General features: G+C 30.3%; 15 protein-coding genes and 1 other RNA gene. 9 read left to right on the forward strand and 7 right to left on the reverse strand.

All coding sequences use genetic code 11. The features are described 5' to 3' along the window. Entirely contained in the window at positions 1–852 is an 852-nt protein-coding gene (locus ACXGQT_RS04030; protein ID WP_457830123.1) for an ABC transporter permease, read from the reverse strand. 3 nt (positions 853–855) lie between these two features. Continuing rightward, positions 856–1,272, reverse strand: a complete 417-nt coding sequence (gene aroQ, locus ACXGQT_RS04035; protein ID WP_457830124.1) for a type II 3-dehydroquinate dehydratase — start codon at positions 1,270–1,272, stop codon at positions 856–858. Positions 1,273–1,398: 126 nt separating this feature from the next. Here aroQ and xerD point away from each other — a divergent pair, with 126 nt between their 5' ends. Continuing rightward, a complete protein-coding gene (xerD, locus tag ACXGQT_RS04040; RefSeq protein ID WP_457830125.1) occupies positions 1,399–2,295 on the forward strand; it encodes a site-specific tyrosine recombinase XerD in 897 nt (298 codons plus the stop codon). A 195-nt stretch (positions 2,296–2,490) separates the two neighbouring features. Here xerD and rny read toward each other — a convergent pair whose 3' ends face one another. The 4 genes from rny to ACXGQT_RS04060 all read right to left on the reverse strand — a co-directional run bounded on the left by rny (position 2,491) and on the right by ACXGQT_RS04060 (position 4,860). Beyond that, complete coding sequence (gene rny, locus ACXGQT_RS04045; protein ID WP_457830126.1) at positions 2,491–4,050, reverse strand: ribonuclease Y; 1,560 nt, start codon at positions 4,048–4,050, stop codon at positions 2,491–2,493. A 51-nt stretch (positions 4,051–4,101) separates the two neighbouring features. Next, positions 4,102–4,210, reverse strand: a non-coding RNA gene (gene ssrS / locus ACXGQT_RS04050) — 6S RNA. Positions 4,211–4,262: 52 nt separating this feature from the next. Then, on the reverse strand, positions 4,263–4,559 hold the full coding sequence (locus ACXGQT_RS04055) for a cell division protein ZapA (protein WP_457830127.1): 297 nt from the start codon (positions 4,557–4,559) through the stop codon (positions 4,263–4,265). Positions 4,560–4,569: 10 nt separating this feature from the next. After that, a complete protein-coding gene (locus tag ACXGQT_RS04060) occupies positions 4,570–4,860 on the reverse strand; it encodes a hypothetical protein (RefSeq protein WP_457830128.1) in 291 nt (96 codons plus the stop codon). A gap of 155 nt (positions 4,861–5,015) precedes the next feature. On the opposite strand from ACXGQT_RS04060, the gene ACXGQT_RS04065 reads away from it, so the two are divergent. From ACXGQT_RS04065 to ACXGQT_RS04080, 4 genes are all read left to right on the forward strand, one after another. Beyond that, entirely contained in the window at positions 5,016–6,701 is a 1,686-nt protein-coding gene (locus ACXGQT_RS04065) for a M23 family metallopeptidase (RefSeq protein WP_457830129.1), read from the forward strand. Between the two features lie 7 nt (positions 6,702–6,708). After that, positions 6,709–9,177 carry a TonB-dependent receptor gene (locus tag ACXGQT_RS04070; RefSeq protein WP_457830130.1) on the forward strand — a complete coding sequence of 823 codons (2,469 nt, stop codon included), beginning with the start codon at positions 6,709–6,711 and terminating at the stop codon, positions 9,175–9,177. 124 nt (positions 9,178–9,301) lie between these two features. After that, complete coding sequence (locus tag ACXGQT_RS04075) at positions 9,302–10,831, forward strand: hypothetical protein (protein WP_457830131.1); 1,530 nt, start codon at positions 9,302–9,304, stop codon at positions 10,829–10,831. Positions 10,832–10,842: 11 nt separating this feature from the next. Further along, positions 10,843–11,565 (forward strand): NYN domain-containing protein, encoded by a 723-nt coding sequence (locus ACXGQT_RS04080; protein WP_457830132.1) that lies wholly within the window; start codon positions 10,843–10,845, stop codon positions 11,563–11,565. A 107-nt stretch (positions 11,566–11,672) separates the two neighbouring features. Here ACXGQT_RS04080 and ACXGQT_RS04085 read toward each other — a convergent pair whose 3' ends face one another. Continuing rightward, complete coding sequence (locus ACXGQT_RS04085; RefSeq protein ID WP_457830133.1) at positions 11,673–12,203, reverse strand: hypothetical protein; 531 nt, start codon at positions 12,201–12,203, stop codon at positions 11,673–11,675. A 198-nt stretch (positions 12,204–12,401) separates the two neighbouring features. On the opposite strand from ACXGQT_RS04085, the gene ACXGQT_RS04090 reads away from it, so the two are divergent. From ACXGQT_RS04090 to ACXGQT_RS04105, 4 genes are all read left to right on the forward strand, one after another. Beyond that, positions 12,402–13,442, forward strand: coding sequence for an agmatine deiminase family protein (locus ACXGQT_RS04090; protein ID WP_457830134.1), 1,041 nt, complete (start codon positions 12,402–12,404; stop codon positions 13,440–13,442). 117 nt (positions 13,443–13,559) lie between these two features. Then, positions 13,560–14,444 carry a carbon-nitrogen hydrolase gene (locus ACXGQT_RS04095; protein ID WP_457830135.1) on the forward strand — a complete coding sequence of 295 codons (885 nt, stop codon included), beginning with the start codon at positions 13,560–13,562 and terminating at the stop codon, positions 14,442–14,444. A gap of 137 nt (positions 14,445–14,581) precedes the next feature. Next, positions 14,582–14,881: a GIY-YIG nuclease family protein gene (locus ACXGQT_RS04100; protein ID WP_457830798.1), complete on the forward strand. Its 300-nt coding sequence runs from the start codon at positions 14,582–14,584 to the stop codon at positions 14,879–14,881. Positions 14,882–15,215: 334 nt separating this feature from the next. Continuing rightward, positions 15,216–16,499 (forward strand): chloride channel protein, encoded by a 1,284-nt coding sequence (locus tag ACXGQT_RS04105; RefSeq protein WP_457830136.1) that lies wholly within the window; start codon positions 15,216–15,218, stop codon positions 16,497–16,499. Positions 16,500–16,504 lie beyond the last annotated feature (5 nt).

Raw genomic sequence — 16,504 nt, forward strand, 5'->3', positions numbered from 1 at the left:
TTATATCGTATCAATAAAACTTTTTTCTGTTTTATTAAAAACTAAAATTCCTAAAAAGAAAACAGCTACAGAAAAAATTAAAGTGTATATAATCCCAAATTTACTTACAGTTCCTTCTCCTAACATTACAAATCGACTATATTCAATTATATGAGCAACAGGATTAAAATCTACCGCCCATGTTAAATTGTTTTCTTTAAATAAACTATACGGCAAACTTACTAGTGATATATACATTAGTAATTGTACTCCAAAAGAAATTAAAAAAGATAAATCTCTATATTTTGTTACCATAGAAGATATAATCATACCTAAACCTAAGCCCAACATTGCCATAGATAACAACACAATAGGATATGTTAATATATATATATTAGGGTTTATTAAACTACCACTAAAAACGAAATACAAATAGAAACAAACAAAAATTCCGAACTGAATTCCAAACTTTAACAGGTTTGAAATCACAACTGACATCGGCATAATAACTCTAGGGAAATATACTTTTCCAAATATCGCTTGATTCTTCTTAAAGGTATCAGAAGTTTCTGTTAAACAGTCTTTAAAATAATTCCAACTTGTGATTCCTGCTAGATTGAATAAAAAAGGTGGAATTCCACCTGTGCTGATATTAGCTATTTTATTAAATACCAACGTGAATATTATTGATGTAAACAAGGGTTGAATTAAGTACCATAGAGGACCTAATATAGTTTGTTTATACACTGTGACTACATCTCTTTTCACAAAAAGAAATAACAAATCTCTATATCGCCAGACTTCTTTTAAATTTAAATCAAAAAGATTGTTTTTGGGGCTTATCTCATACAGCCAATTCTGTTCTTTATTCATTATTTATTTTATAAAACTCTCCACTCCCAACTCATAACTCTTTAATCCAAATCCTAAAATAACTCCTTTGCTAACAGGAGATAAAAAAGATTTATGTCTAAAAGCTTCTCTTTTATGGGTATTAGAAATATGTACCTCTACCACCGGAGTGTTAACACCACTAATCGCATCTGCAATAGCAACTGAAGTATGAGTGTACGCTCCTGCATTCATTACAATTCCATCGTAAGAAAATCCAACTTCATGAATTTTATCAACCAAAGTCCCTTCACTATTCGATTGAAAATACTCTAAAGAAATCTCTGAATATTTACCTTTTAGAGTTTCAAAATATTGCTCAAAAGTTTCCGAACCATAAATCTCAGGCTCTCTTTTCCCTAACAAGTTTAAGTTAGGTCCATTTAATATTAAAATCTTCATGATAATGGCAGTATTGATTTATGTCAAAAGTAAGAAAAAACAAGGGTAATCTACTAAACATACTATAAATAACACTTCTAAAATATTTATTACACCTAAGTATTTAATCCTTATTTTTACGTTACAATGAAATGGAACTCCTACATTAAAGAATTCACCCAATACCTACTCATAGAAAAGGGATTATCAAAAAACACAATCATCAACTACCAAGGAGATTGTGAGAAACTCGAAGGTTCATTTAAGGAATCCAACATTACTCCTATAAATATAAAAACTACCGACTTACAATCTTTTATATATAACTACTCAAAAACACACAAAGCTAGATCACAGGCTAGATTAATCTCTAGTTTTTCTTCTTTTTTTGATTACTTATTAATTGAAAAATACAGAGAAGACAATCCTATGGATATTATTGAATCTCCTAAAATAGGATTAAAACTTCCAGACACCTTATCTGAAAATGAAATCAATAAAATAATTGATGCTATTGATTTATCTCATCCTCAAGGAGAAAGGAATAAAGCCATTTTAGAAACTTTATATGGTTGTGGATTACGTGTAAGTGAACTCATCAACCTAAAAATTTCCGATTTATATTTTGATGAAGGATTTATAAAAATTACCGGAAAAGGAAATAAGCAGCGCTTGGTCCCCATAAATCTATACACAGAAAACATTATTACAGACTACATAAATAAACAAAGGGTTTTAACACCTCCTAAAAAAAACAACGAAGATATTTTATTTTTAAACAGAAGAGGAAGTCAACTTACAAGAGTTATGATTTTTACCATCATTAAACAATTAGCAGAGAAAGCAAATATTAAAAAAAACATTAGCCCTCATACTTTTAGACATTCTTTTGCATCACATCTTTTAAATGGTGGTGCTGACTTAACCGTGATTCAAGCTTTGTTGGGGCACGAAAGCATAACTACTACTGAAATCTATTTGCATGTAGACAAGACCAAATTAAGTGAAGTTGTGAATAAATTTCATCCTAGAGCGAGAAATTAGCAATTAGCGAAAAAAAATAAAAATTAACACTATTATCTCAAGGTAGTGCATCACTACTTCGCTCGATGACCTTAAATATAAGCTTAGAACAACTAAACATAAAAAAAAGCGTTTTTAGAAGTTTCTAAAAACGCTTTTTTTGGACAATAAACAATTGTTCTTTGTCAATTACATATTGTTAACTGACAATGTAAATTACTTAGCTACATTCACAGCTCTAGTTTCTCTGATTACCGTAACTTTTACTTGACCTGGATAAGTCATTTCGGTTTGTATTTTTTGAGAAATATTAAAAGATAAATCTACAGCTTGCTCATCAGTTACCTTAGTGCTTTCTACTAAGACACGTAATTCACGTCCTGCCTGAATAGCATATGCTTTTTGCACTCCTGTAAAGCCAAATGCTAAATCTTCTAAATCTTTTAATCTTTGTATATAAGAATCTAATACTTGACGTCTTGCTCCTGGTCTTGCTCCCGATATTGCATCACAAACTTGAACTATTGGGGCAATCATAGATTTCATTTCCACCTCATCATGATGCGCTCCAATGGCATTACACACATCTGGTTTTTCTCCATATTTTTCTGCCCATTGCATTCCCAAAATTGCGTGTGGTAATTCACTCTCTGCATCTGGAACCTTACCTATATCATGTAACAATCCTGCTCTTTTTGCAGCTTTTACATTTAGTCCTAATTCAGCAGCCATCAATCCACAAAGGTTAGCAACTTCTCTAGAGTGTTGTAATAAGTTTTGTCCGTACGAAGAACGGAATTTCATACGTCCAACTGTCTTTATCAATTCCGGATGTAAACCATGAATCCCTAAATCTATGACTGTACGCTTACCAACTTCTATAATTTCTTGATTAATCTGTTTTTCTGTTTTTTCTACAACCTCCTCAATTCTAGCAGGGTGTATACGTCCATCTGTTACCAATTTATGCATAGATAAACGAGCTATTTCTCTACGAACAGGATCAAAACAAGAAAGAATAATTGCCTCTGGAGTATCATCTACAATAATTTCTACACCAGTAGCAGCTTCTATAGCTCTAATATTACGACCTTCACGACCAATAATACGTCCTTTTACATCATCTGATTCAATATTAAAAACAGACACACAGTTTTCTATAGATTGCTCTACCCCAACTCTCTGAATGGTATTTAAAATAACTTTACGTGCATCTTGCTCTGCTGTTAATTTTGCCTCTTCAATAGTATCTCTTATATATGCCATTGCATCTGTCTTAGCCTCAGCTTTTAAAGAATCTATCAATTGTACTTTAGCATCATCTGCAGACAAACCAGATATAGACTCTAACATATCTACCTGCTTTTTATGCATTTTATCTAGCTCTACTTGTTTCTTTTCCAAGAAGTCTAAGCGATAATCGTAATCTTTTTGTTTTTCTTCTAAAGATTTGTTTAACTTTTTCTCTTTTTCAATCTCCTTATTTAAAGAAGTTTCTTTGTCTTTAGCTCTTTTTTCAGATTCCGATATCTTTTTATCACGTGCTAAAATCACCTTTTCATGCTCTGCTTTGAGCTCAATAAACTTTTCTTTAGCTTGTAATATTTTATCCTTTTTAACAGTCTCTGCAGTTAATTTGGCTTCTTTAACAATAGAAGCTGCTTCCTTTTCTGCCTGAACCGTAATTTCAGATGCCCTGAATTTCTCTAGCATTTTTGCTATAACAAACCCTATTAACAGGGCTGCAACAGCAACAAGTATTATGGTTGTATTCATTAGTTTAAGTTAAATTATATATATAAAAAAACCTACTGAGGTTAGTTTTATAAACTCCAAAAAACATGTTTTAGGACTAACATTGTGATCAAGTATCTGTATATATTACAGCTCGCTTTAACACAATAGACTCATCCTTTTTAAAGATATAGTGTTGAGTTTATCAAACGAAAACCAAAGTAGGCAGTGTTTTTATTTCTATGTAAAGAACTTTATTTATCTAAATACGATTGTAATTTACTATTTAATTTTGACATTTTAGTAATAATTGCATTATTTTCTTCTTCTTTGATGACCTTATTTACTTCTAAAATAGATGCAAATTGTAAGGCACACATGGCTAACACATCTTGTTTATCGTTAACTGCATAATTACTTTCATAATCGGAAATTAACTTATTAATGTTTACTGCAGCAGCCCTTACCCCTTGTTCTTCTTCTGTAGATTTTACAGAAATTGGGTAATTTCTACCACCTATCGCTACATTAATTTTATATGTATCGGCCATTTTAAAGAGCTTATGTATTTAATTCTTTAATACACTGATCTATTTCTGCAACTAAAAAATCAATTTTAGCTTTCGTATCCTTCTTATATCCTTCACTACCTCCTATAGTTTTAGCAATTTTTAACAATTGTAACTGTTCTTTGTAAAAAGAAATTTCATCTTCTAACCCTTTATTACTTTGCTGTAAAGCAAAATTGCTATTAGATAAAATATGATTTTCTTTTTGCAAAAACTCGTAGCGTTCCAGAAGTTGTTCAATATTAGCCTCTAATGTGGCAATTATATTTTGTTGACTTCCCATAGTTATTATCGCTAAAACCTTATCTACAAAAATAGCATTGTTATTCTTATTTCCAATTTTTTAGACAGTAAATTGCAAAATTCCTTATTAAGTTTGTTTCTCAGAGTTTTATCGGTCTATTTTAATATTTTTGTATAAACTTTAAATACATTTTCTTGAATAAAATACTCTTTTCACTCTGTTTTATCGCTATTAGCACATCATTTGGACAACACCAATACCCTCAAAATGACTTTAGAAACCCTTTAGATTTCCCCATTATTTTGGCGGGAACTTTTGGTGAATTAAGAACCAATCATTTTCATTCTGGTATAGATATTAAAACAAAAGGAATTAGCGGTAAAGAAGTACACACCGCTAAAGAGGGATATGTTTCTAGAATAAAAATTTCTCTTTGGGGATACGGAAAAGCTATTTACATTACCCACCCTAACGGATATACCACTGTTTATGGTCACTTAAAAAAGTTTAGTGATAAAATTGAAAATTATATCAAACAAAAACAATATGCTAAAGAATCTTTTGAAATTCAACTTTTTCCTAGTAGCGAAGAATTAACCATAGAAAAAGACGAAATTATTGCTTACTCAGGTAACTCTGGAGGATCTACTGCTCCTCACCTTCATTTTGAAATTAGAGACAGTAAAACTGAAAAAATCATCAATCCTTTGTTGTTTGGTTTAAAAGTTCCTGATAACATTACTCCAAGATTTAACGGACTTAGAGTAACTCCTTTTGGTGACAATGCAGCTGTAAATCAAATACCTGTAGCACAAAACATTCATACAGAAAAAATAAATAGTCATTTATATGTGGCAGATGAAGTAGAGGCTATTGGTAAAGTTGGCTTACAAATTAACACCCATGACTTACTGAACAACGCAGCTAACAAAAATGGTGTTTATAGTATTGATATGATGGTAAATGATACTTTGGTGTATCATCACGATTTAGAAACTTTTGCTTTTGATGAAAGTAAATACATTAATCTTTTAATTGATTATGAATATTATGCTAAACACCGAAAAAAATACCAAAAAACTTACATTGAACCTGCCAATAGATTGTCTATATACAAAACTGATGGAAACAAAGGATTTTTAAACATTAAAGATCAACAACATTATCGTGTAGAGATTATTGTAAAAGACTTTGCCAATAACACTACCACCATTAGAATTCCTATTAAAGGAAATAAAATCATTACTCCTATTATTAAAGAAAATACAGAAACACCTTATTTTGTAAACCAAAACAAATACACTGTTTTTAAACTAGGTAACTCAGAACTTAGATTTCCTAAAAACACTTTTTATAATGATGTCTATTTAGATTATAGTATCAGTAAAAATACAATTCACGTTCACAAACCTAAATTGCCTTTAAACAAAAGTTATACTTTGACTTATTTTACAGATAGCTTATCTGCTAATGAAAAAAAGCATGTATATTTTGCATACAAAAGTGGAAGAAACTACAACTATGTTAGCACCTATAAAAAAGACAATAAAATTTATACCAACACCAAATATTTAGGTGATTTTTATTTAAAATTTGATAGTATTGCTCCTATTATTTACAAGCCTAGTTTTTATAACAAACAAGACATTAGCAATCATAAAACCTTGAGTATTTATATTAAAGATAAAGAAACTGATATTAAAAACTACTATGCTACCATTGATGGAAAATGGATTTTAATGGAATATCAACCTAAAAAAAACAGGTTGTTTTTTGATTTAGAAGATTTAAAAGCTACCAAACAACAACATGCTTTTAAACTTAAAATTCAGGATGTACTAGGAAATACCAAAACTTACGAAGCTAGCTTTTACAAATAAATAACTATTGAAAACATTTTTATCCTTATTCATTTTTTTACACACTGCACTCTTGTTTTCTCAAACAGGATTTGTAGCAGGTGTGGTAACTAACAAAAACAAAGAACCTATATCTGGTGTAAACATTACCTACAATAAAAAAGGAGTGGTTAGTGATGAAAATGGTGCCTACAAAATAGAAATTCCTGCCCATGAACAAACCTTGGTTAAATTTTCTTATTTAGGTTACGGTTCTGTTTTTAAAACTTTTAAAGGATATAAAAACAAAACCATTAAATATTCCCCTGTTCTTAAAATTCAATCTCAAGAAATGGAGGTTATCAACCTAAAAAGTTACCAAGCCGCTCAAGAAGGAATTGTAAAATTAAAAGCTGAAGAATTTAAAAGAATTCCTGGTGCAAATGCTGGAATAGAAAACTTATTAATGACCCAACCTGGAGTTAACAACAGCAATGAGCTAAGCACACAATACAGTGTTCGTGGAGGTAGTTTTGATGAAAATTTGGTGTATGTAAATGGAATTGAAATTTATCGACCTTTTTTAATAAGATCTGGACAACAAGAAGGATTGAGCTTTTTAAATTCTGATATGACAGAAAACATTAACTTTTCTGCTGGTGGATTTGAAGCCAAATATGGAGATAGATTATCATCTGTACTAAATATTCATTACAAAAAACCCACCAAACAGCTCTCTATAGTAAACCTAAATTTATTAGGAGCTAGTTACACTTACGAAGATTTATTTTTAAACAAAAAACTTTCTACCTTAATTGGGGCTCGTTACCGTAACAATCAATTATTAGTTAATAGTAAAGATACAGAAACCAACTTTAAACCTATTTTTGCTGACATACAAACTTATTTATCCTATAAAATTAACCCTAAAAGCAGTTTAGATTTTTTAGGGAACATAGCCATTAACAATTATAATTTTACTCCAATTTCTAGAGTTACAAAGTTTGGTGGTTTGTTTCAACCTAGAGAATTAGTTGTTTTATACGAGGGAAATGAGCAAGACGATTTTAAAACTTATTTTGGAGCCTTAACTTATAATTACAACTTTAACAAAAACACCAAATTAAATATAACAACCTCTACCTTTAACACTCAGGAACAAGAATATTATGATATTTTTGGAGCCTACTCTATTGTAGAAGTTGATCCTGTTAATGGAACTCCATTATACACTTCTGGTGTAGGAACACAACTAGACCATGCCAGAAACGATTTAGATATTTTAATTCAGAACCTTAAAGTTTCTCTCCAACATAAAATTAACGAACATCAATTTGAGCTTGGAGCAAAATTTCAAAGTGAAAACATTAGAGATCGTGTTAACGAATGGAAAGCCATAGACAATAATGGATTAACCTTAAGAAACCCTAATTTAAATACTGTTAACAATCAACCTTTTGATCCTTTTACCGCTCCTATAGACTTGTATTATAAAGTTAAGGCACAAAACAATGTTAACATCAATAGATTTTCTGGTTATTTTCAATGGAATAAAAAATGGCATATAGCAAATCATATTTTATGGCATCATGCAGGAATTAGAACTCAATTGTGGAATATTAAAAATAACAATACAGGAATAAGCTCATCAACCCAACAAGTAATAAGCCCTCGTTTTAGACTTTCTTTAAAACCCGATTGGCAAAATACAGATATGGTTTTTAGAGCATCGGCTGGTTATTACCATCAACCTCCATCATACAAAGAATTAAGAGATGTAAATGGAAACATTCAAAGCAATGTAAAAGCTCAAGAATCTATTCACTACGTATTTTCTAACGAATATAGTTTTACTTTATGGAAACGACCTTTTAAAATGACTTCCGAAGTTTACTATAAACAGTTAAACAACGTAAACGCTTATTCTTTAGATAACGTTAGGGTAAGGTACGATGCAAACAACAACACCCAAGCCTACGCAACAGGGTTAGATGTAAGGTTGAGCGGAGAATTTGTACCAGGAAAAGAAAGTTGGGTAAGTTTAGGCTTATTAAAAACCGAAGAAAACACCAATAACAGAGGCTATATTGCAAGACCTACAGACCAGCGTTTTAAATTAGCAATACTGTTTCAAGATTACGTGCCAAGTAACCCTAATTTTAAAGTATTTTTAAACTTAGTTTTAAACAGCAGTTTACCAGGAGGAGCTCCAATAAATGCCAGAGCAGACAATAGCACTACGGTTGATAGATATGATTTTCAAACAAGATTAAGACCTTATAGAAGAGCCGATTTAGGAGCTTCTTATATTATTGTTGATCGCAAAAAACAATATACCTCTGGTTTTTTAAGCAGATTTAAAGAACTAGAATTGGGGATTGAACTTTTTAATATTTTTGACATTAACAATACCACCACTAACACTTGGATTTACGATGTAGACCGTCAACAATACAATAGTGTTCCTAATATTTTAACAGGACGTATTTTAAATTTTAAAGTGGGAATGCAATTTTAAACTTCTCATTCTATATTTTTTTATTTAAAAGTTGATATACATTAACTTTTTATATGATTTATATACTTTATTCAGCAATCATTAAACTCCTTTATTTTCATACCTTTAGTATCAAAGGTTTGTTATGAAAAAAGAAAAGGTAAACACAAAATTAAAACCAATACTTAAATGGTTGGGGTTTGTAGTGTTAATATTGGTATTGCTTTTTACGATTACATCTTTTATCGCTGAATATTTTATAAAAAAAGAGATAGACAAAACAAAAGGTTTAACTGTTAAAACAGTAAACGTTTCTTGGCTTTGTAATAATGTAGAATTTAAAAATATTATTTACCAAAAAAATCAAAACACCATCTCTCTTAAAGAACTCAATTTACTTAATTTCAACTGGTTATATTTCCTCAACAACAACATCATTCATTTTAACGAAATAGAAATTATTAATGGAAACATCAATCTAAATTTCCCTCCAAAAAACAAAAAAAGCAAAGGTTTAGAAAACATTAAACATGCTTTTATTGTTAACAAAACATCTATTAAAAACACCAATATTCATCTTATTAAAAACAATAAAAGGTTTAATGTTAAAGAAATTTATAGTGTTATAGAGAACTTAAAAATCACCCCAAAAAACATCACTTTTAAAAATATTCAGTACGCAACTTCCAAAGGAATTTATAACAATATTAATAGTGACTATGAACTCACTTGGGACAAAATTTCCACCCAACAAAAAACAACAACTTTTTTAAATTTTCATTTAACTCCTAAACCAACCGAAGAAGAATGGAAGACAAAATACACTTATAAAAAATCAAGATTGGTTTTAAAAATCCCTCAACTTTCACTCAACAATATTAATTATCATTCCCTAATTAATAAAGATTCTTTCAGTATTAAAAACATCACACTAAAAAATACTTTATTATCTGTTGTAACTGATGAAAACAAAAAACCAGATCCTAACGGATACAAGCCTTTATTACATGAACTTTTGTACAACACAAAATTACCTGTAAAAATTACTAAAGCCAAACTTGTTAATAATCGTGTAAACATTAACGTAATCAGCAAAAAAACTCAAAAAAAAGGACTCATTTATTTTAACAAAATCAACGCTACTATTTTTAATATTCAAAACAAAAAAGACCATAAAATCAACCTAAACCTAAAAGCTTTGGTCTTAAACAAAAATAGCATCAACTTAAATATTGACTTCTGGCTAACACCTAAATTATTTCCCTACTCCATTAAAGGAAACGTAAGTCCTTTTGATTTTGAACAATTTAATACCTTTTTATTATTATCAAAAAGAATTAGAGTGCTATCTGGAGAATGTAATAGATTAGATTTTTCTATTTATGGAAATAATAACAAAGCTACGGGAGATATTATTCTAGATTATAAAAACATAAAAATAGGATTGTTTGACAAAGATGAACATATTGTAGAAAAACTTCCTACCTTTCTCATTAATCAATTTTTATTAAAACAAAACAATATTCCCAATACAAAAAATTATCGAACAGGGAATATGTATTATAAAAGACCACAAAACAGATCTATGTTTCACAGTTGGTGGTACACCTTAAAAAGCGGATTTCAATCTGTTATTTTACCCAACCTTATCAACCCAAAAGAATTAGATCATTAAAAATAAAACTTATGAACAATAATTTAGCCGTTTTAATAGACGGAGATAACATACCTTCTTCCCCAGTAAAAGAAATGATGGAAGAAATTGCTAAATATGGAAACCCTACCATTAAACGAATTTATGGTGATTGGACCAAACCACATTTAGCAAAATGGAAAGATTTATTGCTAGAAAATGCCATTACCCCAATTCAACAATACGCTTATACCACAGGTAAAAACGCCACAGATTCTGCCATGATTATAGATGCCATGGATATTTTATACTCCGATAAAGTTGATGGTTTTTGCCTAGTTTCTAGTGATAGTGACTTTACAAGATTAGCCACTAGGCTAAGAGAAGCTGGAATGCAAGTTATTGGAATTGGAGAAAAGAAAACGCCAACTCCATTTATAGTAGCTTGTGACAAGTTTATTTATATAGAAGTTTTAAGAAAAGGACAAGACAAAAAAGAAAGTAATAAAACCAATGAAAAAGAGAATATAGACAGCATAAACCCTAAATTAATTAAAATGATAAAAGCAACTATTTCTGATGTTTCAGATGATGATGGTTGGGCTTTTTTAGGTGATGTTGGTAGCTTGTTACAAAAAAAACGTCCAAGTTTTGATGCACGTAATTATGGTTTTGAAAAACTAACCCCCATGATGAATGCCATTGATGAATTTGAAATAGAACAAAGAGAAACCCCTAAAAGTAGACACAAGCTTATTTTTGTAAAAAATAAATAGAAATAATAAAACCGTTGTGCATTTGGAAATAATTTTGTCAAATTAAATAAAACTTTCATCAAAACACACAACGGTTTTAATTAAATGTTTACTCATCTCTTTCTATTTTAAAATTTTAAAAACACCCCAACATAACCACTAAACAACATAGGATTTTTAGTTCCATAAAACTCAACCAAATCTCCTCTATATCTATAATTTGATTTTAAACTAATTCCAAAATTTTTCTTTAAAAAATATTTTGTCTCTGCATTTAAAGCAGCAGTAATTGAGTAATTTTTATCTTCATTTATAATTCTATGAATAAAACCAGAATCAAAACCAACTGAAAACTCAAACTTATCTAAACTTGGCATCAACTTTTTAACATTAATTTTTTTATTATAATACACCCCAGCACTTGTATACTTAATGGCCTTAAATTTTTCTACAAAAAAACCCATTTCATAAGTATTGGTACTACTTCCTATTTTCATTAAAAAATCTAGCTCCCCACTTTTGCTATTTTTATAAGGCCCCTCAATCATCATTTTAGGATCTAAATAAAACTGAACAATCCCGTTTTCTTGTGCTATCGATAATCCTGTAATATGAAACAGGATATAGATCATTGCTAATATTATATACTTCGTTTTCATAGTGTTTAAATTTTAGTTAACATTCTTTCCACATAGCTAAAGTTAGCTACTATTAACATTTGTTTACTATGATATTTATCATAAAACACTACAAAACAGAAAGATACACCTTAAACAAAGATTAAAAAAAAGTTAAACAAAAAGTTTTTTTTTAGAATTCTTAATTTATTTTAGCCAAAAATTTAGAGTTCTATATTAATGCCAAAACACCAAACATTGTTGCGTTTTCCTGCAGAGTGGGAAGCACAAAGTTTTATACAATTTACCTTTCCACACCCTGAGAGTGACTGGGCATATATGTATAATGAGGTAGTTACTTGTTTTGTTGATATTATAAATGCTACAGCAGATTTTCAACCTGTTTTAGTGGGTTGTTTTAACATACAAGCTGTTCAACAATATTTTAATCAAAGAACTAAACATCCTATTTATTTTGTTCAAGTTCCCTCAAATGATACTTGGGCAAGAGACCATGCTGCTATTACTGTTCTAAAAGATGAAAAACCTATTTTGTTAGATTTTACATTTAATGGATGGGGACAAAAATTTAAGGCTGATTTAGACAATCAAATCACCAAAAACTTAAAAGATTCTGTCTTTAAAAACACTAATATCAAAACCATAGATTTTGTTTTAGAAGGTGGAGCCATTGAATCAGACGGAGAAGGAACTTTATTAACCACTTCGGAATGTTTGTTGTCTAAATTTCGTAATCCTAACATGACTAAAAATCAAATTGAGGATTATTTAAAAGGAGTTTTTGGATTGAAAAAAATATTATGGTTAGACCATGGGTATTTGGCGGGTGATGACACCGATTCTCATATAGACACTTTAGCAAGGTTATGTAACCCAACAACCATTGCTTACGTAAAATGTGATAACGAAAAAGATGAGCATTTTGAGGCTTTACAAAAAATGGAAACTCAGTTAAAATCATTTAGTAACAGCAATAATCAGCCATATAACTTAATTGCATTGCCATGGCCAAATGCTTGCTTTGATGATGATGGAGAACGTATTCCTGCTACTTATGCTAATTTTTTAATAGTAAATGGCGGAGTGTTGGTGCCTACCTACAACGTTCCTCAAGATCAAGAAGCTTTAGATATTATTCAAACTATTTTTCCAGATAGAAAAGTAGTAGGATTAAACTGTAAAGCATTAATAGATCAACATGGGTCTTTACATTGTATTAGCATGCAATATCCTGAAAAAGTGAAATTAAATATTTCTTAATACCTAAAATCTATTGTATATTTAAAATGTCAGTTCGAGTAATTTAGAGGCACGAGAAATTGTATCGAGAACTCACCCAAATTGACATCTTTTTTATAAAAGTATAACATTCCTTTCATGAGCAAATTAAACGTTGGAATTGTACAACAAACCTGTACAACAAACAAACAAGATAATATTGATAAGTCTATTGCAGGTATTAAACAATGTGCAAAAGACGGAGCTGAACTAGTTGTTTTACAAGAACTACACACAGGAATCTATTTTTGCCAAGCCGAAGAAGTTGATATGTTTGATTGGGCTGAACCTATTCCTGGACCGTCTTATAACCAGTTTGCGGCTATTGCCAAAGAATTAAACATTGTTTTGGTTACTTCTTTATTCGAAAAAAGAGCACCTGGAATTTATCATAACACTGCTGTAGTTTTTGAAAAAGACGGAACCGAAGCAGGACGTTATAGAAAAATGCACATTCCTGATGACCCCGCTTATTACGAAAAATTCTATTTTACTCCTGGTGATTTAGGTTTTAACCCTATACAAACATCAGTAGGAAAATTAGGCGTTTTGGTTTGTTGGGATCAGTGGTACCCAGAAGCAGCTAGACTAATGGCCATGGCTGGAGCAGAAATGTTAATTTATCCAACTGCCATTGGATACGAAAGTACAGATTCTGATGAAGAAAAAGCACGTCAACGTGGTGCTTGGATGATTTCTCAAAGAGGGCATGCAGTTGCTAACGGATTACCAGTAATTGCGGTAAACCGTGTGGGTTTTGAAAAAGATTGGACAAACGTAACCAACGGAATAGAATTTTGGGGAACAAGTTTTATTACAGGTCCACAAGGAGAAATTATTTGGGAAGCAAATCAAAAAGAAGAACTTACCAAAGTGATAGAGATTGATAAAAAAAGAACTGAAGACGTAAGACGTATTTGGCCTTTCTTTAGAGACAGAAGAATTGATGCTTATGGTGATATCACCAAAAGATATATAGATTAACCTACATACAAGAAATAGTTTTCGACAAGCTTAGACTGACTCTAAGAATAAAATTCTTAATATAAATAATGTCACACTGAGCCTGTCGAAGTGCGAGTTTTATTTATTATTCTAATGCAATTTTATATTATGTATACATCCTAAAATGCTCAGATAACAGTTTTTATATTGGTATTACCAACAACATTACACAAAGACTAGAAGAACATCAATCTGGAAAACATTTTAATAGTTACACATATAGGAGACTTCCTGTAGAATTAGTATGGTTACAAGAATTTACAAATCCTGAAATAGCTATTGCTAAAGAAAAACAACTAAAAGGATGGAGTAGACGTAAAAAACAAGCTTTGATTGATGAAGATTATCAAAAATTAGTTCATTTTTCCCAAAATAGTCTTCGACAGGCTCAGACTGACAATCCTAAAAAGGAATAAACATTTTATAATAATAAACTGTTATACTAAGCTCGTTGAAACATAAAAACCTTGCTTCATTCTAAAATGTCACGCCGAACTAAGCTTGTATTGAGTTAACCGAAGTATCGAAGCATAGTATTCAATAATTAAACTTTATCATAAAATTAGTCTTCGACAAGCTCAGACTGACAATTATCAAAATGCTAGTTTGAGCTTGTTCTTATTGAATCATGAAAAAAATCACATCTTCGTATTAAAAAAAATCAATTAGTACTTCTCAAAAACTACTATTAAAGAAACCTTATACATCTTTTAATTCCATTACCTTTACTGCCTTAAATTTATCTTTATCATGAGAAAAGAAGTGATCAGAAAAGGATACTTCAACCTAATACTAAACTCTATTTGGGTTGGGATTTTAGCAACTTTATTAGGGGTTTCCTTAAAAATTAGCACCGCTTTTTTTGAAGAATCTTTATTAGAAAACATAGAACATTTTCCTGTACTCTATATATTTTTACCTTCAATAGGAATCACCATTATTTATTTTACCAGAAAGTATTTATTTAAAGGAAAACAGAACAAAGGGATTAAAGAAATTTTTAATACGTTAAAAAAAAGGAAAGATGAATTGCCTTTTTATAAAATTCCATCACATTATATCAATGGATTTTTAACTGTCGTTTTTGGTGGATCTACAGGAATAGAAGTTTCTACTGTAGTAGCAACGGCTGCCATTGGAAGCTCAATTTATAAAAAAGATAAAGTAGCCAATGCCTATAAAACCGAATTAATTTGTGCCGGAGTTGCAGCTGGTATAACCACTTTGTTTGGTAGCCCAATTGCTGGACTTTTGTTTGCTGTAGAAGTTATTTCTCGTAAAGTAAACAAAACTTTATTTTTAAGTTGTGCCATTTCTATAGCTATTGCTCAAACTTTTATTTTCTTTTTTGACAACAAAAAACTATTTGATTTTGAAGTTTTTAACTGGAACTACCATGCCATTCCTTATATGATACTACTTAGTATATTAGCAGGAATAGTTGCGGTTTTCTTTACCAAAAGTGTCATTTTTATTAAAAACAAATTTGCCCAAATAAAAAGTAATTTTATTCGTGTTAATACAGGAGCTTTATTGGTTGGTTTAGGAATTTTTATATTTCCTGCTTTGTATGGTGATAGCTATCATGCAATACCTGAACTAATATTAACCCCAAATTATCAAACCATTTCTATAGGGTTTATTGTTTCACTAGTATTTATTGTTTTTTTAAAACCTATTGTAGCTTCCTTAACTTTAGGTGCAGGTGGCGATGGTGGTGTGTTTGCTCCAAGCATTGTAACAGGAGCTATTCTAGGAATTTTTACAGCCTTATTATGCAATCACTTTTTTGATACAGAATTAATCGTATTAAATTTTGCATTAATTGGGGCTGCCGCTATGCTGAGTGCTGCCATACACGCCCCTTTAACAGCATTGTTTTTAACCTGTAATATTGTTAACAATGGTTTTGCTTTATTTATTCCTTTATTAGTAGGAGTATTTATTGCCAAATACATCGCTTTCTTTTTATGTAATTATACCGTTTATACTTATGAAAAAGGAAAGAAAAAACTTAACATTCAGCTAAAGTAATTAAC

The sequence above is a fragment of the Wenyingzhuangia sp. IMCC45467 genome (assembly GCF_054111205.1).